We start from the raw sequence: 23,008 nt of genomic DNA on the forward strand, positions 1-23,008 counted from the left end.
CTGCCGCGCCGCGGGCGTGCGCGCACAACGCAAGCCGGGGAGGCGGCTTCCGCGGCGCGTGCGGGGGCGGCGGCGGATGCGCGGGGAGATCGGGCGGGCGGGCTTGCGTTGTGCGCCGGGGCGCGGGTGGTCTCGACTCGACGGCCCGGAGGGCCGTCGGCTCGACCGGCGGAGGGCGCGGGGGCGCGGGTGGTCTCGACTCGACGGCCCGGAGGGCCGTCGGCTCGACCGGCGGAGGGGCGGAGGTCGTCGGCTCGACCGGCGGAGGGGGCGCAGGCCGCGGCGGGGCGGGCGCGGCGGGCCGGCTACGGGTTCAGGTCGGCGAGGGCCTTGTCGGGGCGGAGGCCGCGCCAGACGGGGTGGCGGAGCGCGCCGGACGCCGTCTGCTCGGTGTGCTCGACCTCGCCGACGGCCGCGCGCACCCAGTTCGCCTTGCGGGCGACGTCGCTCGGCACCCCGTCGATCGCGGGGACGGTGCGCCGCGGCCGCAGCTCGTCGCGCAGTCGATCGCGGTCCTTGCCTGAGAAGCCCGTGCCCACCCGGCCGGCGTAGCGCATCCGCCCGCCCTCGCCGGGCAGCGCGAGCACGAGCGAGCCGACCGTGCCGGCGAGCGAGCCGTTGCCCTCGAGCCAGCCGACGACGACGACCTCCTGGGACTGCTGGTGCTTGAGCTTGCGCCAGTCGTCGCTGCGGCGCCCCGGCTTGTAGCGGCTGTCGTGGCGCTTGGCCATGATGCCCTCGAGGCCGCGCTCGGCGGTCGCCTCGAGGATGCGCTCGAGCCGGCCGCGCAGCGGCTTCGAGATCTTGACGCGGCGGCTCTCGTGCACGAGCCCGTCGAGCCGCGACTGCCGCTCGTCGAGCCGCTCGTCGACGAGCCGCTCGCCGTCGACCTCGAGCAGGTCGAACAGGATGAGCGTGGCCGGCGTCGCCTTCGCGGCGCGCGCGGCCTGCCGCCCCGAGAGCCCGCCGCGCTCCTGCAGCGCCGCGAAGTCGGCCGCGCCGCGCTTGAGCATCACCACCTCGCCGTCGAGCACCGCATCCGCCTCGATCGACGCCGGCACCGCCTCGACGAGCTCGGGGAACGCGCCCGACAGGTCGCGCCCGTTACGGCTCAGCAGCCGCACCGCGGAGCCCCGCCTGTCGACGAGCACCCGCCAGCCGTCCCACTTCACCTCGAACGACCACTCGCGCTCGTCGTCGATGGCGGATGGCTCCGACTGCGTCGCGAGCATCGGCCGCAGGTCGGTCGGCCGGTCGGCCCTGCCTCGCGAGCGGTCGGCCTTCGCGCCGAGCCGCCGCTTCGGCGCGGCAGCGGGGGCCGCCGGCGACTCGTCGTCCTCGCCGCCCCTCGCCGCCCGCGCCGCCGACGCCTTCGACGGCGCGTAGCCCTTCAGCCGTGCGTCGCGCTCGGCGTCCTGCTCCTTCATGCGGTGCACGAGCCACTGCCGCTTGTCGGCGTCGGTGCGGATGAGCGCGAACCGGTACGGGTCGCCGCCGAGGCCGCCGTCGGGCCGCCCGTGCAGGGTCGCGATGACCTCGTCGTCGCGCCACTTCTCGAGCTCGTACGTGCCCGCATCCCAGATCTCGACGACGCCGGCGCCGTACTCGCCCTTCGGGATCGTGCCCTCGAACGAGCCGTACTCGAGGGGGTGGTCCTCGGTCTGCACGCCGAGGCGGTTCTGCTTCGGCGTCGACGGCAGCCCCTTCGGCACCGCCCATGACACGAGCACGCCGTCCTGCTCGAGCCGGAAGTCGTAGTGGAGCCGGCTCGCCCGGTGCTTCTGGATGACGAACGAGCGCCCGTCGGTGGACGCGGGCGGCTCGGCGGGCACGGGCTCCGGCGTGCGGTGCGCCGAGCGCATGCCGCGGTACTTCGCGAGCCGGTCGGGCGGCGGGTCGAGGGCGGCGATGAGGTCGCCGTCGCGCTCGAGCCGGGCGAGCACCTCGTCGTACTCCAGTTGCTCGAGCCCGCCCGCCTCGACCTCGGCCCACGTGCGGGGCGCGGCGACGGTGGGCCGCAGCCGGCCGCGCAGCGAGTAGGGCGCGACGGTGGTCTTCGAGCCGGAGTTCTGGCTCCAGTCGAGCAGCACCTTGCCCTCGCGCAGCGACTTCTTCATGTCGCTCACGATGAGCTCGGGGTGCATCGCCTCGAGCGAGCGCGCGAGCGTGTGCGCCACCTCGCTCGCCTGCTCGCTCGTGACGGTGCCGTCGAGACGGGCGTAGAGGTGGATGCCCTTCGAGCCGCTCGTGAGCGGCATCGGGTGGAGGCCGACGTCCTCGAGCAGCTCGCGCACCCACAGCGCCACCTGCGCGCAGTCGTCGAGGTCGGCGCCCGGCCCCGGGTCGAGGTCGAGCACGAGCCGGTCGGGCCGAGGGGGATCATCACCGTGCCGCTCGCCGTCGAGCATGCGCCACTGCGGCACGTGCAGCTCGAGCGCGCCCATCTGCGCCATCCACGCGAGCACGGCCGGCTCCGACAGCACCGGGTACTGCTTCGGCCCGGTCGAGTGCTGCAGCTCGACGGTCTGCACCCAGTCGGGCGCGCCCCGCTCGAGCGTCTTCTGGAAGAAGACCTGCCCAGGCTTGCGCTCGGTGCCGACGCCCTCCGTCCAGCGCTTGCGCGTGACGGGCCGGCCGCCCGCGTGCGCGATGAGCACGTCGGATGCGCGCAGCACGTACTCGAGCACGTCGCGCTTGGTCGTCCCCGTAGCCGGGTACATGACCTTGTCGGGGCTCGAGAAGCGCAGGCTCCGGCCGCCGACGACGATCCGGTCGGCCGCCGCCACGTCAGGCGGACTTCCGCTTGCTCGCGGCCGGCTTCTTCGCCGCCGCCGCCGTCTTCGCCGCACCCGACTTCGCGGCGGGCTTCTTCGCGGCCGGCGCCTTCGCCGCGGGCTGCTTCGTCGCCGCCTTCGCCGTGCCCGACTTCGCCGCCCCGCGCTTCGCCGGCGCCTTCGCGGCCGGCTTCCGCGCGGAGGAGCCCGACCCCGCATCCGCCTCCGACGACGACGCGGCGCCGCCCGAGGCATCCGACCCCGCCTTCTTCTTCTCGACCGAGCGCTGCAGCGCCTCGAGCAGGTCGATGACCTCGCCGCCCTCCTCGTCGTCGGTCTCGCCGAAGGTCGCGGCCGTGTCGAGCGCGTCGCCCTGCTCGAGCTTGGCCTCGACGAGCGTGCGCAGCTGCTCCTGGTACTCGTCGACGTGGCTGTCGAGGTCGAAGTCGGCCTCGAGCTCGCGCACGATCGACTTCGCGAGGTCGAGCTCGCGCTTGCCGACCGTGACGTCGGCGTCGAGGCTCGCGAACTCGGCCGCCCGCACCTCGTCGGCCCAGCGCATCGTCTGCACGAGCAGCACGTCGTCGCGCACCCGCATCGTGGCGAGCCGGGTGCGCTGCCGCAGCGCCATGCGCACGATCGCGGTGCGCTCGGTGTCCTCGAGCACCTGCCGCAGCAGCACGTAGGCCTTCGGGCTCTTCGAGTCGGGCTCGAGGTAGTAGCTGCGGTCGAGCAGGATCGGGTCGATCTGCTCGTTGGGCACGAACTCGAGCACCTCGATCTCGCGGCTGCGCTCGGCGGGCAGCGCGGCGAAGTCGTCGTCGGTGAGCACGACGGTCTGCTCGCCGTCGTCGTAGGCCTTGTCGATGTGCTCGTAGGCGACCTTCTTGCCGCACACCTCGCACTTGCGCTCGTACCGGATGCGGCCGCCGTCGGCGTCGTGCACCTGGTGGAGCTGCAGGTCGTGCTCCTCGGTCGCCGAGTACAGCTTCACGGGCACGTTCACCAGGCCGAAGGTGATGGAGCCCTTCCAGATCGCGCGCATGCAGACACTGTCGCCCACGGGGCTGGGAGGCACCAGGGGCCCGTTTCCCAGGTTCGCGGCGCCGGCGGGGGTCGTCCTGGCGGCGCGCAGGCGCGTGCGGCATGATCCGGGGCATGACGGTCCTGCTGCCGAACCGGCGCACGCCCCGCACCTTCGGCGTCGAGGAGGAGGTGGTGCTGCTCGAGCCGGGCACGCTCGCGCCGGTCGACGTGGCCGATGCGGTGATCGAGGAGATCGCCGACCTGGATGCGTCGTACGGCTGGGTCGGGCACGAGTTCCTGCGGGCGCAGCTCGAGTTCTCGTCGCCGGTGCTCGACGACGCCGCGGCGGCCGACCGCGTGGTGCGCGAGTGGCGGCGCGTGCTCGCCGGCGCCGCCGGGCGGCGCGGCCTCATCGCCGCGAGCATCGGCACCCCGCACGGACCGGGCGTCTCGAGCGTCGCCCAGGGGGAGCGGTACGAGCGCTTCGTGGCGGAGCTCGGCGCCGTGCGCCCCGACCACAGCATCCAGGGGCTGCACGTGCACGTGGGCATCGCCTCGCGCGAGGAGGGCGTGGCCATCATGCGCGCGCTGCGGCCGTGGCTCGCGCCGCTCATCGCCCTCACCGCCAACTCGCCGTGCTTCGCCGGCCGCGACACCGGCTTCGCGAGCTGGCGCACGCTCGTCGGGCGCCGCTTCACGACCGCGTCGGTGCCGCCCGACTTCGCCGACGCCGCCGACTACGAGCGCCGGGTCGCGGCGCTCGTGGGGCTCGGCACGACCCTCGACAGCGGCGCGATCGCCTGGATGATGCGGCTCGCCGAGCGCTACCCGACGGTCGAGCTGCGCGTGTTCGACGCGCAGCTGAGCGCCGACGACACGATCGAGGCGGCGCTGCTCACGCGCGCGCTCGTCGAGACGGCCGCCGCCGGGGCGCTGCCGCACGACCCGGCCGCAGCCCACGCCGAGCACCTCGACGCCGCGGTGTGGCACGCGGCCCGGCACGGGCTCGACGCCGGCCTCGTCGACCCGACCACCGCATCCGTCGCCCCCGCCTGGGACGTGATCGAGCGGATGCTCGAGGCCGCCTCGCCCGCGCTCGACGGGGCGGGGGACCGGGGCCGGGTCGAGTCGCTGCTCGAGCGCACGCGAGCCGCCGGCAACGGCGCCGCGCGGCAGCGCGCGGCGCTCGCGGAGGGGCTGCCGGCGCTCGAGCGGCTGCTGCGGACGAGCTTCGCCGACCCGGTCGTCGAGTAGGCGCGCGTCAGCCGGCGGGCCGCAGGTGCTGGCGCAGGAACGCGACCGTCGACGCCCAGGCCGCGGCCGACGCATCCGCGTCGTAGCGCCCCGGCACCTGCGCGTTCTGGAACCCGTGCACCGCGCCCGGGTAGTGGCGGATCTCGACGTCGTCGAAGCCCTCGGCCTCGAGCCGCTCGCGGTACGCCTCGGGCGCCTCGCGGCCGCTCCAGTCGTCGTGCTCGGCGAGCTGGAAGAGCGCCGGCACGCGGGGACCCGTCGCCGTGCTGTGCGGTGCGGCGCCGTAGTAGGCGACGACCGCGTCGAGCGAGCCCTGTGCGGCGTACATGAGCGCGATGCCCGCACCCATCGAGAAGCCGACCACGGCGGCCCGCTCGCTGCCGAGCGCCCTCGCCTCGCCGATCGCCTCGCTGACGACGTGCAGGGCGCCGGGGAGGTCGGCGCGCCGCTCGCGCAGCAGCGCGTCGGCCTCGTCGTCGTCGGTGGTCGAACGGCCGTCGTAGAGGTCGAGCACCGCGACGCGGAAGCCCTCGTCGGCCAGCCGCGCGCCGAAGTCGTCGATCCACGGCAGGCGGCCGTTCCAGTCGTGCGCGAGCACGACCACGGGGTCGCCCTCCGCGCCGTGCCAGCGGGTCGCGGTGTCGTCGGTCGTCTCGATCGCCATGGTGCTCCTTCGCTCGCGGGCCACGCTAGCCGACGCGGCCGAGCGCCCCTCAGGCCGCGTCGGCCGGGCGGAGCCGCCCGGTGAGCGCGTACTCGGCGGCCTCGACCGCCCCGTAGTCGCGGCCGCGCTCCTCCGCGGCGCGCAGGCGCGCGGCGTCGCCCCGCTCGGCGAGCTCGTCGAGGTAGCGGGTGTGGAAGACGAACTCGGGGGCGTCGAAGACGGCGGTGCGCCGGCGGATGGCCGACGCCGCCCCGGCGAGCACCCCGGCGCGCTCCTCGTCGTCGCGGAGCGCCGCGATCGCGGCGAGCCCCTCGAGCCCGTACGCGATGCCCTCCTCGTGCCGCAGCGCCACCGAGTCGGCGGTGGCTGTGAGCAGCAGCTGCTCGGCCTCCTCGATGCGGCCGCCGAACAGGTGCATGCGCGCGAGGTGGTGCATCGCCACCGTCGCCGCGAACCGGTCGCCGCTGCCGGCCGCCGCCGCGATCGCGCGGCTCGAGCGCTCGGTCGCCGACGCGAGGTCGCCCGCGAGCGCGTCGATGCGGGCGAGCGCGACGAGCGCGAGGCTCTCGCCCCAGCCGGCGCCCAGCGCGCGGAAGCGCCGCGCGCCCTCCTCGAGCCAGACGCTCGCGCGCGGCAGGTCGTGGTCGGCGGTGGTGATCTCGGCGAAGCCGGCGGTGGCGATGCACATGGCGGCGCCCAGCGCATCCCCCTCGCCCTCGAACGCGTCGGCGGCGGCGAGCAGGGAGGTCGGGATGTCGTGGGAGGGTGCCGCCCACATGTCGCGCCAGCCGACGAAGAAGGCCGCGATCGCCCGAGTGCGGGGCGGCAGCGGCCGGGCGGCGCCGGCGACGGCCTCCTCCATCCAGTGCGCCACCTCGGTCAGGTGCGCGCCCATCCACCAGTAGAGGAAGAGCCGCCACGCGACGTCGGCGGCGGTCTCGGCGTCGCCCGCCCGGGTCAGGTGGCGCACGGCCGTGCGCAGGTTGCCGCGCTCCAGGTTGAGCCTGCCCACCGCATCCATCTGGTCGCTGAACCCCAGGCCGCGGCCCTCGCGCCGGGCGAGCGCCGCGTAGACGGCCGCGTGCGCGTCGCGCGCGGCGTCCTCCTCGCCCGCCGCCTGCAGCTGCTCGACGCCGTGCTCGCGCACCGTCGCGAGCATCGAGAAGACCGCCTGGCCGTCGACGTCGTCCTGCTCGAGCAGCGAGCTGTCGACGAGCGTCTCGAGCGCGGCGTAGACGTCGACGTCCCAGCCGCGCGCCTCGGCGAGCGCCTCGATCGACTCGAGCGAGAAGCCCGGCGAGCAGACCGACAGGTCGCGCAGCATGCGCCGTTCCGGCTCGGCGAGCAGCCCCGTCGACCACTCGATCGTCGAGCGCAGCGTGCGCTGCCGCGGCGGCAGGTCGCGCGACGCGTCGACGAGCAGCGGCAGCTGCCGGTCGAGCCGCTGCAGCATCGCCGCCGGCGTGAGCACGCGGATGCGGGCTGCCGCGAGCTCGATCGCGAGCGGCAGGCCCTCGAGCACCCGGCAGATGCCGACGATCGCGCCGATCGTGGCGGGCGTCGCCTCGAAGTCGGGCTTGACGGCGTGGGCGCGCTCGATGAGCAGCTCGACGGCGGGCGACGTGCTCGCGCGCACGATCGAGTCGGGGGAGGCCGGGTCGTGGGTCGCGAGCGGCGGCACCTCGAACGCGCGCTCGCCGCGCACCCGCAGCAGCGCGCGGCTCGTGACGAGGAAGGATGCGTCGGGCGCGACGGTGAAGAGCCGCACGAGGATCGGCGCGGCCGCGAGCAGCTGCTCGAAGTTGTCGAGCACGATGAGCATCCGCCGGCCCTCGAGCGCGATCGCGAGGCGCTGCTCGAGCGGCTGCTCGCCGGTGTCGCGCACGCCGATCGCGGCGCCGATCGTCGGCAGCAGCAGCTCGGGCTCCAGCACGTTCTCGAGCGCCACGAACGCCGTGCCGTCGGGGAAGCGGTCGCCGGCGGCCTGCGCGACCGCGATCGCGAGCCGGCTCTTGCCGATGCCGCCGGGGCCGAGCAGCGTCACGAGCCGGTTGCTGCGGTCGTCGAGCAGCGCGAGCACGTCGGCGAGCTCGCGCTCGCGGCCGATGAGCCGCGTGTAGGGGGAGGGGATGCGCGCGGCGAGCAGGTCGACGGAGGTCGCCGCGGGCGCCGGGCCGGCGCGCGACGCGTCGAACCGCTCCGCCAGCAGCGTCGCGAGGTCGGCGGCGACGAGCGACGCGAGGTCGTCGGGGGTCGAGAAGGTCTTGTAGGAGGCGGTGTCGTCGCGCTCGATGCGGGCGATGAGCTCGGCGAGCCGCGGCTCCCGCTCGGGGTCGTCGCGCAGGTAGATGAGCCGCGGCATCGTCGGCGGCGCGAGGCGGTACTCGTCCTCGAGGCCAGAGACCTCCTCGCCGGGCGCGACCCAGCCGTAGCGCTCGCCGTAGATGCCGACGAAGACGTCGCTCTGCTCGAGGTAGGCGCGGTAGAGGTCGCGCGGCGGGTGGGGGCGGGCGCCGAGCTCGAACATCACCGGCGCGAGCTGCAGCCGCTCGATCGCGGCGCGGACGGCGCGGCGCTCGGGCTCGAGCTCGCGCAGCGTCGACGAGACGAAGACGCGCAGCCGCTGGTCGGGGGTGCGGATGCCGCTGCCGCGGCCGGGCGCGCCGGTCGCCACTGCGCCAGGGCCGGCGCGATGCGGTCGCGCTCCTCGTCGGGCAGGGCGATCGCGATCGCCTCGGCCACCGTCAGCTCGGCGCCGCGCCGCTCGCCCGCGGCGACCGCGGCCGGGTCGGCCTCCCGCATGGCGTCGAGCTGCGGCGTGTGCACCGTGAACGCCTCCGCGTCGAACACGCCGATGCGCTGCCGGATCGCATCGGCGGCCGCCGCGAGCATCCCCGCCCGTTCGCCGTCGCCGCGCGCGGCCGCGACGGCGCAGAGCCCCTCGAGCCCGTAGGCGATGCCCTCCTCGAAGTGCAGGCGGATGGAGACGAGCAGCGTGCGCACGCAGCCGGCCTCGGCGGCGTCGACCTCGCCGCGCACGAGCTGCAGCCGTGCCTGGTGGTTGCCGGCGACCGAGAGGGTGAAGAGGTCGCCGCTCGCCTCGGCGACCTCGGTGGCGCGGTCGAAGCGCGCCTGCGCGTCGTCGGTGCGGCCGTGCAGCCACGCGAGCCTGCCGCGCGAGACCTCGGTGATGGCCTCGGCCCATGCGTTGCCCAGCTCGTGCAGCTCCTCGACCGCCTCGGCGAGCTCGCGCTCGGCGGTCGCGAGGTCGGGCAGCGGCAGCTGCAGCCGCGCGGTCGCGCGCGCGGCGGTCGCCATCGCGGCGGCGTCGCGGTCGCCGCTCTCGCCGAAGAGCCGCACGCACTCGCCGAGGCCGGCGACGACCTCCTCCGTCGGCCGCTGCCACAGCTCGCTCCAGAGGGCGAAGAACCAGGCGACGGCGCGCGTGTGCGGCGTGATCGGCTGGTCCTTGCCGAGCAGCTCGAGCATCCACACCCGCACCTCGCCGAAGAAGCCGGCGATCCACCAGTAGACGAGCAGCCGCCAGGCGAAGTCGCCGGCGTCGTCGAGCCGCCCGATGTGCACGAGGTGCCGCACGGCCGCGCGCAGGTTGGGCAGCTCCATCCCGAGCTCGACGACCGCGTCGCCCTGCCCCGCGCCGCGCAGGCCCGGCGCGACGCGCGCGACGAGGGCGCTGTAGTGGTCGGCGTGGGCCGCGCGCATCCGGCCGGCCTCGCCGTGCTCCCGCAGCCGCCCGAGCGCGTACTCGCGCACGACCGCGAGCAGCGACAGCACCGGGCGCCCGCCGATCTCCGTCTGCTTCACGAGCGAGCCGTCGACGAGCGCGGCGATGCCGTCGAGCGCCTGCCCGTCCCACGCGCGACCGGCGCCGAGCGCCTCGACCGCCTCGAGCGAGAACTGGCGGGCGAAGACGCCGAGGTCCTCGAGCAGCGCCCGCTGCTCGTCGGGCAGCAGGCTCACGCTCCACTCGATCGCCGCGCGCATCGTGCGGTGGCGCTCGGGCACGTCGCGGGCGGCGGCGGTCAGCAGCGGCAGGCTCTGCTCGAGCCGCTGCGCGATCGCCTGCGGCGTGAGCACGCGCATCTTGGCCGCGGCGAGCTCGATCGCGAGCGGCATGCCGTCGAGCGCTCGGCAGATGTCGGCGACGGCCGCGGCGTTCTCGTCGGTGAGCGCGAAGCCGGGCTTCACCGCCTGCGCGCGGTCGACGAAGAGCGCGACGGCGGCCGAGCGCATCGCCCGCTCGCCGCCCCGCGCGGCCTCGTCGGGCACCGGCAGCGCATCCACCTCGTAGACGCGCTCGCCACGGATGCGCAGCACCGTGCGGCTCGTGACGAGGAAGGTCGCCTCGGGCGCGACGTCGAACAGGCGCACGAGCAGCGGCGCAGCCTCGACGATCTGCTCGAAGTTGTCGAGCACGAGCAGCACGCGGCGGCCCGCGAGCGCGCGCGCGATGCGCTCCTCGAGCGCCGCCTCGCCGTTGTCGCGGATGCCGAGCACGTACGCGATCGTCGGCAGCAGCAGCCCGGGCTCGAAGACGCCCTCGAGCGGCAGGAAGTAGCGGCCGTCGGGGAAGAGGTCGGCGCTCGCGTGGGCGATCTCGATCGCGAGCCTGCTCTTGCCGATCCCGCCCGGGCCGACGAGGCTGATGAGCCGGTCGCCGCGGCGCTCGAGCAGCGCCCGCACCTCCGCCAGCTCGCGCTCGCGGCCGATCGTGACCGTGTAGGGCACGGGGATGTGCGTCGCCGGCGTGGGCGGGATCTCCTCCGGCCCGCCGTCGTCGGCGGGGATCCGCGACTCGTCGAAGCGCTCGGCGAGCAGCGTCGCGAGGTCGCTCGAGACCTGCTCCTCGAGCTGCTCGGCCGTCTCGAACGGCAGGTACGCGGCGGTGTCGTCCGCCTGGATGCGCGCGATGAGCTCGGCGAGCCGGGGGTCGCGCTGCCCGGCGGCGCGCACGTAGATGAGCTTCGGCGTCTCGGGCGGCGCGAGCCGGTACTCGTCCTCGAGCCCCGAGATCGTCTCCTCGGGCGCGACCCAGCCGTAGCTGTCGCCGTAGATGCCGACGAAGACGTCGCTCTGCGCGAGGTAGGAGCGGTACAGCGCGCGCGGCGGGTGCGGGCGGGCGCCGAGCTCGAACATGACGGGGGCCAGGCGCATCCGCTCGATCGCGGCGCGCACCGCACGGCGCTCGTCGGCGAGCTCGCGCAGGGTCGAGCTGACGAACACCCGGATCCGCTGATCGGGCGTGCGGATCACGGGCCGGGGGCGGCCGGTCATGGCCACATCCTCGCGCGCGGCGCCCCGCACGGCAACAGTGTTGCCGAATCATGCTCGGGCGCTGAGCATGGGCTGCGGTGCTCTACCGTTGCACCATGGTCGATGGTGCAGGGGCGCGCGAGGTCGCGTCGGATGCGGTGGATGCGGCTGCCCGCGCCGCCGGCAAGGCGCAGGGCGTCGCGGCGAAGGCCGAGGACCACCGCGCGGCGGGATGGGTCGAGGGCGCCGGGCAGGTCGCCAACGGCATCGTGCACTTCATCATCGGCGCGATCGCGCTGGGCGTCGCGTTCGGCGACGCCGGCTCGGCCGACCAGTCCGGCGCGATGCGGGCGATCGAGCAGACGCCGCTCGGCGCGGTCGGGCTCTGGGCGGTCGGCATCGCCCTGATGGGCCTCGCGCTGCACTCCGCGGTGAGCGCGCTCGCCGCATCGCGCCGCGACTGGAAGGACGCCGCGAAGTCGGCTGGCCGCGCGGTCGCGTACGCCGTCATCGGCGCCACCGCTCTCGTCTACGCGATGGGCGGCACCTCCGACGGCGAGGAGAGCACCGAGTCGCTCTCTGCCGACCTCATGGCGAACCCCTTCGGGCTCGTGCTCGTCGGAGCGATCGGGCTCGCGATCGTCGGCGTCGGCGTCTACTTCGTCGTCAAGGGCGTGCGCAAGAAGTTCCTCGAGGACGTCGCGCCGCCCGCCCGCTGGCGCCGCCTCGTCGAGCGCCTCGGCACGGCCGGCTACGTCGCGAAGGGCGTCGCGGTCGTGGTCGTCGGCGCGCTGTTCGTCGTCGCCGCGCTGCAGGACGATCCCGAGGAGACCGGCGGCCTCGACGGGGCGCTGCAGTCGCTCACCACGGTGCCCGGCGGCGTCGTCGCGCTTGTCGGCATCGCCGTGGGCCTGATGCTCTACGGCATCTACTGCTTCGCCCGCGGCGCCTGGTCGCGCTGAGCGCCCGTGGCTGACGGGGAGCGCTCCCGCGCGGCGCTCTCGGAGGCGGCGGATGCGGCGGGCCGTGCCGCGCGCAAGGCCCAGCGGGCGGCCGCGCAGGCCGAGGAGCACCGCGCCACCTCCTGGGTGGAGGCGGTCGGCCAGTCGGCCAACGGCATCGTGCACATGATCATCGGCGGCATCGCGCTCGGCGTCGCCGCCGGCGCCGGCGGCGCGGCCGACCAGTCGGGGGCGATGGCCGCGCTCCAGCAGACAGTAATCGGCGGGCTCGCGCTGTGGGTCGTCGGCCTCGCGCTCGTCGGGCTCGCGCTGCACGCCTTCGTCGTGGCGGTGGCCGAGTCGCGCCGCAACCGCCGCGACGCGTTCCGGGCTGCCGGCCGCGGCATCGGCCACGCCGTGGTGGGGGCCACGGCGCTCGTGTTCGCGCTCGGCGGCAGGATCGACGGCGAGCAGACCACCGAGGACTTCTCGGCCGCGGTGCTCGCCGGCCCAGTCGGGCCCTGGCTGATCGGCGCCGCCGGGCTCGTGATCGCGGGCGTCGGCGTCGCCTTCGTGGTGCGCGGCGTGCGCCGGAAGTTCTTCGAGGACGTCGCCCCGCCGCGCCGCTTCCGCCGCGTCGTCGAGGTGCTCGGAGCCCCGGGCTTCGTCGCGAAGGGCATCGCGGTGCTCATCGTCGGCGTGCTCTTCGTCTTCGCCGCGGTGCGCGACGACCCGCAGGAGGCGGGCGGCCTCGACGGCGCCCTGCAGTCGCTGACGACCGTGCCGGGCGGCGTGATCGCGCTCGTCGCGATCGCGGTGGGCCTCATCGTCTACGGCGTCTACCTGTTCGCCCGAGGCATCTGGGCCCGCTGACGCTACTTCGCGCGACCGCGGCGCGGGTGCGGCAGGATCGGGTTGCGCAGCCGGGCGAGCCGCTTGGCGACCTCCATCGGCGGCATCGACCCGCGCTCGTGGGGCGGCAGCTCGTCGAGCGTCGGCTGCGGGCCTCGCTCGAGCCCCCACTCGGAGCCCTCGTCCGCATCCTCCGGCGCCTCGGGCACGTGGGGCGCGTGCTCGCCGTGCCCGCGCAGCCGCGCGTCGAGCGCGGTGAGGTCGGTGCCGCTCGCCTGCAGGTCGCGGCCCATCGTGCGCAGCACGCGCACGGTCGTCTCGTAGTCCTCGTCCGAGACGCCCGCCTCGACGCGGCGGGCGACCTCCTCGTCGCCGAGCGAGCGCCGCGCGCGCTCGACGGCGGCGGCGGCGAGCTCGACCCAGTCCTCGAGCCTACGATTGCGGTGCACGGCCATGGCCACCTCCCGGCTCCCATCGTCCTCCTGTCTGCTGGGAACCGCACCTTCGCATCCGCCCGGGAACGCGCGAGCGATACCCTCGGCGTCGTGCTGCTCAGCGATCGCGACATCCGCGCCCGGCTCGCGTCGGGCGACCTCGGCCTCGAGCCCCTCGACCTGGCGATGGTGCAGCCGTCGAGCGTCGACGTGCGGCTCGACCGCGGCTTCCGGCTCTTCGACAACCACAAGTACCCGTTCATCGATCCGGCCGAGGATCAGCCCGACCTCACGCGGCTCGTCGAGGTGGGCGCCGACGAGGCGTTCATCCTGCACCCGGGCGAGTTCGTGCTCGGCGCCACCTACGAGCGCGTCACGCTGCCGGCCGACGTCGCGGCGCGGCTCGAGGGCAAGTCGTCGCTCGGGCGCCTCGGGCTGCTGACGCACTCGACCGCCGGCTTCATCGACCCCGGCTTCTCGGGGCACGTGACGCTCGAGCTGTCGAACGTCTCGACGCTGCCGATCAAGCTCTGGCCGGGCATGAAGATCGGGCAGGTCTGCTACTTCCAGCTCAGCTCGCCCTCCGAGACGCCCTACGGGCAGGGCGGCAACCTCAACCGCTACCAGGGGCAGCGCGGGCCGACGGCGTCGCGCTCGTTCCAGTCGTTCCACCGCACGGTGATCGACGCGCCCGCCGGCGACTGAGGCGGCGCCGATGGCCGGGCCGCTGCGCGTCGAGCACGACGTCGAGGTCGGGCGGTGGCTGCAGGCGGCGCTCGGCCCGTTCGGCACGGTCGGCGCGGTGGTGCCGCCGGTGTTCGAGGCGTACGCGCGCGTCCTGCACCCGGCGATGCTGTCGGTGGCGACCGACCGCACGGATGCGCATGGGGGCCAGGTGCATGAGACGCGCGAGATCACCTGGCGCGAGGCTCGGTCGCTGATCGGCGATCGCCTCGCCGCGCCGCAGCCGTGGACGTCGTGGCTCGCTCGCTTCGGCGAGGACCAGATCGATCTCGGCGGCGGCTCCTGGGTCGGCTCGCCCGACGTCGGCGACATCCCGCTGCCGACCCTCACGACGCTGACCGAGGTGCTGCTCGACGAGCACGGCGACGCCGATGTGCTCGCCGCGGTCTGGGAGGGGAGCGGGCTCGACCCCTCGAGCACCAGCACCTTCTGGCCCATCGACCCGTCGCTCGCGTCCTCCGAGCGCCTGCGCCGCCACCGCGAGGCGGAGGCGGTGCATCGCGAGCTGGCCTGGGTGGCGATCGACCCCGCCGTGCGCGCCGCGATGGAGCAGCAGCGCCTGCTCGGCCTGCCGGGCGAGCGGCAGGGCCGCGGGCACGTGCTGCTGCGCGGCCGGCTCGCCGCCTTCGCCGACCCGGCGTGGGTCGAGACCGCGGGGCTCGGCTGGCGGCAGGGCGACTGGGCCGACCGCGGCCGCACGCCCAACGCCGTCTGGCCTGCGGAGCCGCACGGCGCGCCGGCCTGGATGGTCGCGACCGACCTCGACCTCGACGTGACCTTCGTCGGCGGCAGCGCGCACCTCGTCGGGCGCGTGCTCGCGCATCCGTCGCTCGAGGCGGAGCCGGCGCGCCCCGAGGATCCGCTGGTCTGACGGCAGAGGCGCCCCCGCCGCAGCGGGAGCGCCTCGTGGCCGGTCGTCCGTCAGCGCAGCTCAGCGCCGATCCGGCGCAGCGTGCGCATCGTGGTGATGTAGTCGGCGTGGCTGACCGCGCCCGCGAGCCGGTCGTGCAGCTGGTCGGGCGTCAGACCCGCCCGGCGGATGCGCCGTGCCGACCGCAGGATGCTGCGCTCGAGCGTGGGCCGCGGACGCGCGTCGCCGCGCGGGTGCCGGCCGCTCTGCGGCTCGGGGCCGACGTGCTCGGTGCGGCGCTGGCCGGCGGCCTCGTGGCCGCCGTGGCCGTGGTGCCCGTGGTGCCCGTGGTGACGGTGGTGGCCGTGGTCGGCGGCGCGGGGGCAGCCGTGGCCGTGGTGGTCAAGGGTGTCGGGGGCATGGTGTGCGGATCGCATCGCGATCCTCCTCTCGTCTCTGGAGCCGCCGCGGGAGGCGGCGGATGCATGTCATTCGACATCTCCATGTCACTGTGCATGTACATGTAGAGTGACATGTATGCCGGATGCTCGTCAAGCCCCAGATGCCGAAGTGCTGCAGATCGCCGAGGCGCTCGACCGCCTCGGCATGCGCCGCCCGCCCGGTTCCGGGCGCCCATCCCATCCCGGTCGACCGCCGCGCTCGCACGAGGAGCACGAGCAGCATCACCCGCACAGGCACGGCGCCGACGAGGAACGGCGCGCGCCCCACGACCGCGGACCGCGCGGGGCGATGGGCGCACGGCGCATGCTGCACGCGATCGTGCGCGCCGAGGCGGCCCGCTCGATCTCCGACCTCGGCCGCGACATCGGCGTGGACCAGCCCCGCGCATCCCGGCTCGTCCAGGGCTTGGCCGAGGCGGGGCTCGTGCGGCGCATCCCCGACCCCGCCGACGGACGCCGCGTCGTCATCGAGGCGACCGCGGCCGGCCGACGCCACGTCGCCGAGCACGCCGAGGCGCGCGCCGCGGAGGTCGCGACGGCAGCCGAGGCGCTCTCGCCCGCCGAGCGCGCGACGCTCGCCGCGCTGCTCACCCGGCTCGCCGACGCCTGGCCCGCGCGCTGAGGCTGCCGGGGCGCCGGCGGCGGTTCAGCCGCCGAGCGGCGTGAGCGTCCCGCTCGCGGGATCCCAGTGACGCATGCCGACGGCGCGCGCGTCGATCGGCTCGCCGAGCAGCGCGAGGGCCGTCGGCACGTCGGCGAGCCGCAGCCGGCGCGCGAGCGTCACGTGCGGCACCCAGCGGCCGGCGCGGAAGTGCGCGACGTCGTCCGCAGGACCCGCCGCCTCGACGACCGCCGACTGCAGCGCGAGCAGGGCGGCGCTCGGCACGATCGCGCGGGCGAGCACCCGACGCTCGCCGACGCCGAGCAGCATCGGCTCGCCCAGCACGAGCGGCAGCGGCAGCGGCAGGCGAGCGAGCGGCAGGCGCGCGGGCAGGCCGGGCCGCGCGAGCAGGGTGATGTGCGGGCGGTTGCTCGGCGCGTCGTGCCGGGCGAGGCTCGACAGGCCCGTGTCCGCGAGCGCCTGCCACTCGTCCCGCACGCGCGCCTCGGCAGCCTCGTCGAGCAGCAGCTCGACGCTCGACATCCGCGCCTCCATGCCGACAGCCTGCCCGACCCGCGCTGTGCGTGGGCGCGGCGCACATCCGACTTCCGGTACCGAATCGCGGGTCCCGGCCGCGCGCATCCGCGATCCGGTGCCGGAATCCCCAGCGACCCGCGGCACGCCGGAGGTTCCTCAGGCGTCGACGCCCCGCCGCGCGAGCGCCGAGCGCACCCGCGCGACGAGCCCCGCGCCGCCGTGCCGCAGGTCGGCCTTCGTCGCGCGGATCACGATCCAGCCGAGCGACTCGAGCAGCTCCTGGCGACGGATGTCCTTGGCCCACTGGGCGGGATCCGTCAGGTGGTGCTCGCCCTCGTACTCGACGGCGATGAGCCACTCGGGGTAGGCGAGGTCGATCACCGCGCGCAGCTCGCCGTCGACCCAGACCTCGTGCTGCACGGTCGGCTCCGGCAGCCCGGCCGCGACGATCGCCAGCCGGGACCGCGTCTCGGGCGGCGAGTCGACGCCTGCCCGCACGTCGGCGAGCGCGACGCGGAACGCCCCGCGGCCGTGCACGCCGCGGCAGCGATCAGCGAACGCGGCGAGCTGCTCCACCGACGCGAAGGGGCGCTGCGGCACGCGGAGCCCGGGGTAGTGCTCCGACGGCGTGATGAGCGCGTCGAGCAGCACGACGAGGTCGACGTGCGGGGTCTCTCGAGCCATCGACATGACGGCCGCCGCCGGCCAGAGCGTGCGAAGACCCTCGAGCTCGCCGGGCACGAGCCGTCTCGGATCGAACCTGCGCACCCGCGTGCCCGTGGCGCGCGTCGCTGTCGCCCCGACGGGGACGCCGACGACGAGCGGCTCGTCGGCGCGCCACGGGTGGGCGACCGGCAGGCCCCACAGCCGCGCGGCCGTGACGCCCGCGAAGGCATGGGTCGGCGCCATGCGCGACGCGAACGCCGTGGCGAGCGCGCGCACGTCGGCCGGCTGCTCCCGCGTGCGCACGCCGTGGCGCGGCGCGACGAGGTCGCCCGCGCGCAGGCGCTTGCGCGAGACGCCGAGCCGCAGTGCCTCCGCCGTCGTGAAGGTGCTGCCGAGCGGCTCGGGCAGGGGCTCGGGGGCGACCATGCGCGCATCCTGCGCCTCCCCGCTCGGCCCCGGCGCGCATCCGCTCGGCGCCTGTGGAGAGCGGCGGTCGGAGCCGCCCATTCGGCTCGAGCGATCTGCGCCACCACCTGGCCCCCAGCCGCGGGTGCTGAGGGCCGATCGGTGCCGCAAGTCGCCCACGACGGATGCGCGCGGGCGGTCAGCGCGTCAAGCGGCCGGCTTCGAGGACGTCTCCCGCTCCGCGCCCTCGAGCACCGTCGGGCGCGGGTGCACGGGCAGCACGAGCAGCAGTCCCGCGATGAGCACGAGCACGATGCCGAGGATGCCGAAGCGCGTGTCGCCCGTGAGCGAGACGAACACCGCGAACAGCGTCGGCGCGAGGAACGACACCGCGCGCCCGGTCGTCGCGTAGAGGCCGAACATCTCGCCCTCGCGCCCCTCGGGCGTGATGCGCGCCATGAACGAGCGCGACGCAGACTGCACGGGGCCCACGAAGGTCGACAGCGCGAGCCCGAACACCCAGAACATCGCCTTGCCCTCGACGAAGAGCACCGCGAGGCCCGAGAGCGACAGCACGACGAGCGAGACGACGATCACGATCTTGGGGCCGAAGCGGTCGTCGGCCCAGCCGCCCACGAAGGTGCCCGCGCCGGCGGTGACGTTGGCGGCGATGGCGAAGAGGATGACCTCGGTCGCGCTGAAGCCGAACACCGACGACGCGATGATGGCGCCGAAGGTGAACACGCCCGAGAGCCCGTCGCGGAAGACGGCCGAGGCGGCGAGGAACAGCAGCGTCTTGGGCGCCGTGCGCGCGATGCGGCGGATCGTGCGGAAGAGGATGCGGTACGACTCGACGATGCCGACCTTGGGGGGCGCGGCGCCGGTCGGCGGCAGCTCGGGAACCTTGAGCAGCAGCGGCAGCGCGAAGACGAGGAACCACACGGCGCTCGTCAGCACCGCGAAGCGCACGTCGAGCGCGCCGCCCTCGCGGCCGTTCGGCACCGCGAGCACGCCGCCCGCGTCGGGCGAGGCGAGCGGGAAGATGAACAGCACGAGCAGGAGCCCCAGCAGCACGATGCCGCCCACGTAGCCCATGCCCCACCCGTAGCCCGAGGTGCGCCCGAGCGCTGCCTTCGTCGACACCTGGTGCAGCATCGCGTTGTAGTTGACCGACGCGAACTCGAAGAAGAGGTTGCCGGCCGCGAGCAGCGCCGCGCCGAGCCACAGGTACTCGGGCACGGGGGTCACGAAGAACATCCCCACCATGGCGAGGATGGTCACCCCGGTGTTGACCGCCACCCACAGCTTGCGGCGACCGCCGCCATCCGACCGCTGGCCGATGACGGGCGCCAGGAGCGCGACGAGCAGGCCCGCGATCGCGACCGCCCACGCGACGACCGAGGCGTTGTCGGCGAGCGCCCGGGTCAGCTCGGGCGAGCCGCCCTCGCCGGCGGCGTCGACGATCGCCGGGTCGACGAAGAGGTCGGATGCGATGTACCGGCTGAAGACGAAGGTCGTCACGACGGCGTTGAACGACGCCGAGCCCCAGTCCCACAGCGCCCACGCGGTGGCGCGGCGCCCGAGCTCGCGCCGCGTGACGGGCGCGACCCCGATCTGCGACGGCTGCACGACGTCGTCGGGCGATCCCTTCGCGGCGCCGCCGGAGACGGGGGCGGATGCGGCGGGCGGCTCGTGAGGGACGCTCATGGCATGAGCGTAGGGCCGCGGGGCGCGCGCCGGCCGCAGCCGCGGTGGCGCGCGGGTGTCGCGGCGCCCGCGCGGTGCCAGAATGCGGTCGTGGAGATCACGCAGACGCTGCTGCCCGGGGTCGGGATGCGCTACGACATGAGGACGACGAAGGGCGTGCCGCTCTCGATCGTCGTGCACCGCGAGGGGCAGGCCGACCTGTGCGTGCTGAGCCGCGAGGACCCGGACGACGTGCGCCTCGAGCTGTCGCTCAACGAGGACGAGGTGGATGCGCTCGCCGAGCTCCTGGGCGCGGCCCGGATCGCGGAGGGCATGCTCGACGTGACGCGCGAGATCCCCGGCCTCGAGTCGGCGCGGCTCGCGATCGAGCCCGGCTCGCCGTTCGCGGGGCACCCGCTCGGCAGCACGAAGGCGCGCACCCTCACGGGCTGCTCGATCGTCGCGATCGTGCGCGGCGACGACGTGCTCGCGGCGCCCGGCCCTGAGGAGCCGCTCGCCGCCGGCGACACGCTCGTGGTGGTCGGCTCGGCGACGGGCATCGATCAGCTGCGGGTCAGGCTGCAGCCGGCCTGACCATGCACGACGTCGCCGCCCTCCTGCTCGAGCTGGGCGCCGTCGTGCTCGGGGTGTCGCTGCTGGGGCTCGTGGCGCACCGCATCGGCATCTCGCCCGTGCCGCTCATGCTCGTCGCGGGCGTCGGGCTCGGCTCGGGCGGGCTCGTCGACATCACGCACGCGGAGCCGTTCATCGGCCCGGCGGCCGAGATCGGCGTGCTCCTGCTGCTGCTCATGCTGGGGCTCGAGTTCACCGCGGAGGAGCTCGCGCAGTCGCTCGCCCGGCACGGGCGCTCGGGGCTGGCGGACTTCGCGCTCAACGCGGGCGCGGGATTCCTCATCGGCCTGGCGATCGGGATGCCGCTGCCGGCGTGCCTCGCGCTCGCCGGCATCACGTGGGTCTCGTCGTCGGGCATCGTGGCGCGGCTCCTCGCCGACCTCGGCCGCCTCGGCAACCGCGAGACGCCGGCGGTGCTGTCGATCCTCGTGATCGAGGACATCGCGATGGCGATCTTCCTGCCGGTGCTCATCGCGGTGCTGACGGGCGCCGAGTGGTGGCAGGCGCTCGGCGCGGTGGCGCTCGCGGTGGGCGCGGTCACGACCATCCTCTTCGCCTCGCGACGGGCGTCGGTGCCGCTCGGCCGGCTGCTGAGCCACCCGAGCGACGAGCAGGTGCTGCTGCGGCTGCTCGGGATCACGCTGCTCGTCGCCGGGCTCACGCAGCTGCTCGGCGCCTCGGCCGCGGTGGGCGCGTTCCTCGTCGGCATCGCGGTGCCGCCGTCGCTCGCCGTGCGGGCGCGGAGCATCCTGGGGCCGCTGCGCGACCTGTTCGCGGCGATCTTCTTCTTCTCCTTCGGCCTGCCGATCGTGCCGGCCGAGCTGCTGCCGGTGCTGCCGGCGGCGCTGCTGCTCGCGGTCGTCACGACGTCCACGAAGCTCGGCACCGGCTGGCTCGCGGCGGCCCGCGACGGCGTGCAGCGGCGCGGCCGGCTGCGCGCGGGCGCGGCGCTCGTGCCGCGCGGCGAGTTCTCGATCGTGATCGCGGCGCTCGCGGTGGGCGCGGGCTACCCGGAGGTGGGGGCGCTCGCCGCCTGCTACGTGCTGCTCACGGCGATCGGCGGGCCGCTGCTCGCGCGCTGGATCGTGCCGTCGCCCCGCGCGGTGCTCGCGTAGCCGCATCCGTCGACGCTCCCTGGGAATGCGCCCAGAAACTTGACACGACCCGACTCAAGGTGGAAAAGTTGAGCCATCGCGACTCAAGTCAGCGCCCGCCCGGGCGCGGTCGCAGCCGGGATTCCGGGAGACGAGCCCACCGCCAGGTCATGGGGGGATGACGGTGGGCCGGTCTGCCGGAATCAGGCACGAGCGCAGCGCGAGCTGCGAACAGGAGGCAGACACCATGGCACGAGCAGTCGGCATCGACCTCGGCACCACCAACTCCGTCGTCGCGTTCCTCGACGGCGGCGAGCCCACGGTCATCGCGAACGCCGAGGGCTTCCGCACGACCCCCTCGGTCGTCGCGTTCGTCAAGGAGGGCGAGACGCTCGTCGGCGAGCCGGCCAAGCGCCAGGCCGTCACGAACGTCGACCGCACCATCTCGTCGGTCAAGCGCCACATGGGCACCGACTGGAAGCAGGAGATCGACGGCAAGCAGTACACGCCGCAGGAGATCTCGGCCCGCATCCTCGGCAAGCTCAAGCGCGACGCCGAGACGTACCTCGGCGAGAAGGTCACCGACGCGGTCATCACCGTCCCCGCGTACTTCAACGACGCCGAGCGCCAGGCGACGAAGGAGGCCGGCGAGATCTCCGGCCTCAACGTGCTGCGCATCATCAACGAGCCCACCGCGGCCGCGCTCGCCTACGGCCTCGACAAGGGCAAGGAGGACGAGCTCATCCTCGTCTTCGACCTCGGCGGCGGCACGTTCGACGTCTCCCTCCTCGAGGTGGGCAAGGACGACGACTTCTCCACGATCCAGGTGCGCTCGACCGCGGGCGACAACCGCCTCGGCGGCGACGACTGGGACGACCGGATCGTCGAGTGGCTCAAGCAGCGCTTCAAGGACCAGACCGGCGTCGACGTCTCGAACGACAAGATCGCCATGCGCCGCCTGAAGGAGGCCGCCGAGCAGGCCAAGAAGGAGCTCTCCTCGTCGTCGAACACGAGCATCCAGCTCCCGTACTTCTCGCTCACCGAGAACGGCCCCGCCAACCTCGAGGAGTCGCTGACGCGCGCCCAGTTCGAGAACATGACGAAGGACCTGCTCGAGCGCACCCGCAAGCCCTTCGAGGACGTCATCCGCGAGGCCGGCATCAAGGTCGACGACATCGCGCACGTCGTGCTCGTCGGCGGCTCGACCCGCATGCCCGCCGTCACCGAGCTCGTCAAGCAGCTCACCGGCGGCAAGGAGCCCAACAAGGGCGTCAACCCGGATGAGGTCGTCGCCGTGGGCGCGGCCCTCCAGGCCGGCGTGCTGAAGGGCGAGCGCAAGGACGTGCTGCTCATCGACGTCACCCCGCTCTCGCTCGGCATCGAGACCAAGGGCGGCATGATGACGAAGCTCATCGAGCGCAACACCGCCATCCCGACGAAGCGCTCCGAGACCTTCACGACCGCCGAGGACAACCAGCCCTCGGTCGCCATCCAGGTCTTCCAGGGCGAGCGCGACTTCACCCGCGACAACAAGCCGCTCGGCACGTTCGAGCTCACCGGCATCGCGCCGGCGCCCCGCGGCGTGCCGCAGGTCGAGGTGACCTTCGACATCGACGCGAACGGCATCGTGCACGTGTCCGCCAAGGACAAGGGCACCGGCAAGGAGCAGTCGATGACGATCACCGGCGGCTCGAGCCTCTCGAAGGAGGACATCGAGCGCATGGTGAAGGACGCCGAGGAGCACGCGGCGGCCGACCACGCCCGTCGCGAGGCCGCCGAGATGCGCAACACCGGCGAGACCCTCGTCTACTCGGTCGAGAAGGTGCTGACCGACAACGGCGAGCAGCTGCCCGACGACGTGAAGACCGAGGTGCAGGCCGATGTGGATGCGGTGAAGTCGGCCCTCGCGGGCGATGACGACGAGGCGGTCAAGACGTCGGTCGAGAAGCTGCAGCAGTCGCAGTCGAAGCTCGGCGAGGCGATCTACCAGCAGCAGGCGCAGGGCGAGCAGCCGGGCGCCGGTGCTGAGGAGCCGCAGGCCGGCGCGTCGTCGGAGGACGACGACGTGGTCGACGCCGAGGTCGTCGACGACGAGGACGAGAAGAAGTAGCC

The 23,008-nt window shown here is 74.7% G+C and carries 19 protein-coding genes; 9 read left to right on the plus strand and 10 right to left on the minus strand.

What is annotated here, in order from left to right:
* Window positions 1-305 precede the first annotated feature (305 nt).
* Window positions 306-2,786, minus strand: coding sequence for an ATP-dependent DNA ligase (locus AC1RNL_RS02530; protein WP_492934313.1), 2,481 nt, complete (start codon window positions 2,784-2,786; stop codon window positions 306-308).
* 1 nt (window position 2,787) lies between these two features.
* Complete coding sequence (ku, locus tag AC1RNL_RS02535) at window positions 2,788-3,819, minus strand: non-homologous end joining protein Ku (RefSeq protein ID WP_492934314.1); 1,032 nt, start codon at window positions 3,817-3,819, stop codon at window positions 2,788-2,790.
* Window positions 3,820-3,932: 113 nt separating this feature from the next.
* Here ku and AC1RNL_RS02540 point away from each other — a divergent pair, with 113 nt between their 5' ends.
* A complete protein-coding gene (locus AC1RNL_RS02540) occupies window positions 3,933-5,054 on the plus strand; it encodes a carboxylate-amine ligase (RefSeq protein WP_492934315.1) in 1,122 nt (373 codons plus the stop codon).
* Window positions 5,055-5,061: 7 nt separating this feature from the next.
* Here the strand turns inward: AC1RNL_RS02540 and AC1RNL_RS02545 are convergent, their stop codons facing one another.
* Genes AC1RNL_RS02545 through AC1RNL_RS02555 form a run of 3 tightly spaced genes read right to left on the minus strand, consistent with a single transcriptional unit; the run spans window position 5,062 to window position 11,013 of the window.
* Window positions 5,062-5,718 carry a dienelactone hydrolase family protein gene (locus AC1RNL_RS02545; RefSeq protein ID WP_492934316.1) on the minus strand — a complete coding sequence of 219 codons (657 nt, stop codon included), beginning with the start codon at window positions 5,716-5,718 and terminating at the stop codon, window positions 5,062-5,064.
* A gap of 49 nt (window positions 5,719-5,767) precedes the next feature.
* A complete protein-coding gene (locus AC1RNL_RS02550; protein WP_492934505.1) occupies window positions 5,768-8,359 on the minus strand; it encodes an ATP-binding protein in 2,592 nt (863 codons plus the stop codon).
* Window positions 8,245-11,013 carry an ATP-binding protein gene (locus tag AC1RNL_RS02555; RefSeq protein WP_492934317.1) on the minus strand — a complete coding sequence of 923 codons (2,769 nt, stop codon included), beginning with the start codon at window positions 11,011-11,013 and terminating at the stop codon, window positions 8,245-8,247. The genes AC1RNL_RS02550 and AC1RNL_RS02555 overlap by 115 nt, the downstream gene beginning before the upstream one ends.
* A 95-nt stretch (window positions 11,014-11,108) precedes the next feature.
* On the opposite strand from AC1RNL_RS02555, the gene AC1RNL_RS02560 reads away from it, so the two are divergent.
* Both AC1RNL_RS02560 and AC1RNL_RS02565 read left to right on the plus strand, forming a co-directional pair.
* Entirely contained in the window at window positions 11,109-11,954 is an 846-nt protein-coding gene (locus tag AC1RNL_RS02560; RefSeq protein WP_492934318.1) for a DUF1206 domain-containing protein, read from the plus strand.
* 6 nt (window positions 11,955-11,960) lie between these two features.
* A complete protein-coding gene (locus tag AC1RNL_RS02565; protein ID WP_246992617.1) occupies window positions 11,961-12,806 on the plus strand; it encodes a DUF1206 domain-containing protein in 846 nt (281 codons plus the stop codon).
* 2 nt (window positions 12,807-12,808) lie between these two features.
* Here AC1RNL_RS02565 and AC1RNL_RS02570 read toward each other — a convergent pair whose 3' ends face one another.
* Entirely contained in the window at window positions 12,809-13,240 is a 432-nt protein-coding gene (locus AC1RNL_RS02570; RefSeq protein ID WP_146354820.1) for a hypothetical protein, read from the minus strand.
* 90 nt (window positions 13,241-13,330) lie between these two features.
* Between AC1RNL_RS02570 and dcd the strand changes: the two genes are divergently transcribed.
* Together dcd and AC1RNL_RS02580 are read left to right on the plus strand one after the other, a co-directional pair.
* On the plus strand, window positions 13,331-13,924 hold the full coding sequence (gene dcd / locus AC1RNL_RS02575; RefSeq protein ID WP_146354822.1) for a dCTP deaminase: 594 nt from the start codon (window positions 13,331-13,333) through the stop codon (window positions 13,922-13,924).
* A 10-nt stretch (window positions 13,925-13,934) separates the two neighbouring features.
* Entirely contained in the window at window positions 13,935-14,834 is a 900-nt protein-coding gene (locus AC1RNL_RS02580; protein ID WP_492934319.1) for a hypothetical protein, read from the plus strand.
* A 50-nt stretch (window positions 14,835-14,884) separates the two neighbouring features.
* Here AC1RNL_RS02580 and AC1RNL_RS02585 read toward each other — a convergent pair whose 3' ends face one another.
* Window positions 14,885-15,250, minus strand: coding sequence for a hypothetical protein (locus AC1RNL_RS02585; protein ID WP_492934320.1), 366 nt, complete (start codon window positions 15,248-15,250; stop codon window positions 14,885-14,887).
* Between the two features lie 328 nt (window positions 15,251-15,578).
* Here AC1RNL_RS02585 and AC1RNL_RS02590 point away from each other — a divergent pair, with 328 nt between their 5' ends.
* A complete protein-coding gene (locus tag AC1RNL_RS02590; protein ID WP_364195938.1) occupies window positions 15,579-15,896 on the plus strand; it encodes a MarR family winged helix-turn-helix transcriptional regulator in 318 nt (105 codons plus the stop codon).
* Between the two features lie 24 nt (window positions 15,897-15,920).
* Here the strand turns inward: AC1RNL_RS02590 and AC1RNL_RS02595 are convergent, their stop codons facing one another.
* From AC1RNL_RS02595 to AC1RNL_RS02605, 3 genes are all read right to left on the minus strand, one after another.
* Window positions 15,921-16,430, minus strand: a complete 510-nt coding sequence (locus AC1RNL_RS02595; protein ID WP_364195935.1) for a 2'-5' RNA ligase family protein — start codon at window positions 16,428-16,430, stop codon at window positions 15,921-15,923.
* Window positions 16,431-16,568: 138 nt separating this feature from the next.
* Window positions 16,569-17,504 (minus strand): endonuclease domain-containing protein, encoded by a 936-nt coding sequence (locus AC1RNL_RS02600; RefSeq protein WP_492934321.1) that lies wholly within the window; start codon window positions 17,502-17,504, stop codon window positions 16,569-16,571.
* 186 nt (window positions 17,505-17,690) lie between these two features.
* Window positions 17,691-19,190: an MFS transporter gene (locus tag AC1RNL_RS02605; RefSeq protein WP_492934322.1), complete on the minus strand. Its 1,500-nt coding sequence runs from the start codon at window positions 19,188-19,190 to the stop codon at window positions 17,691-17,693.
* Between the two features lie 90 nt (window positions 19,191-19,280).
* Here AC1RNL_RS02605 and AC1RNL_RS02610 point away from each other — a divergent pair, with 90 nt between their 5' ends.
* The 3 genes from AC1RNL_RS02610 (at window position 19,281) to dnaK (ending at window position 23,006) form a co-directional block, all read left to right on the plus strand.
* Window positions 19,281-19,763 carry a cation:proton antiporter regulatory subunit gene (locus AC1RNL_RS02610; RefSeq protein WP_246992602.1) on the plus strand — a complete coding sequence of 161 codons (483 nt, stop codon included), beginning with the start codon at window positions 19,281-19,283 and terminating at the stop codon, window positions 19,761-19,763.
* Between the two features lie 2 nt (window positions 19,764-19,765).
* On the plus strand, window positions 19,766-20,917 hold the full coding sequence (locus tag AC1RNL_RS02615) for a cation:proton antiporter (protein WP_246992600.1): 1,152 nt from the start codon (window positions 19,766-19,768) through the stop codon (window positions 20,915-20,917).
* Window positions 20,918-21,143: 226 nt separating this feature from the next.
* Entirely contained in the window at window positions 21,144-23,006 is a 1,863-nt protein-coding gene (dnaK, locus tag AC1RNL_RS02620) for a molecular chaperone DnaK (RefSeq protein ID WP_128188941.1), read from the plus strand.
* Window positions 23,007-23,008 lie beyond the last annotated feature (2 nt).

The sequence above is a fragment of the Agrococcus sp. GW821-FHT14H11 genome (assembly GCF_058803545.1).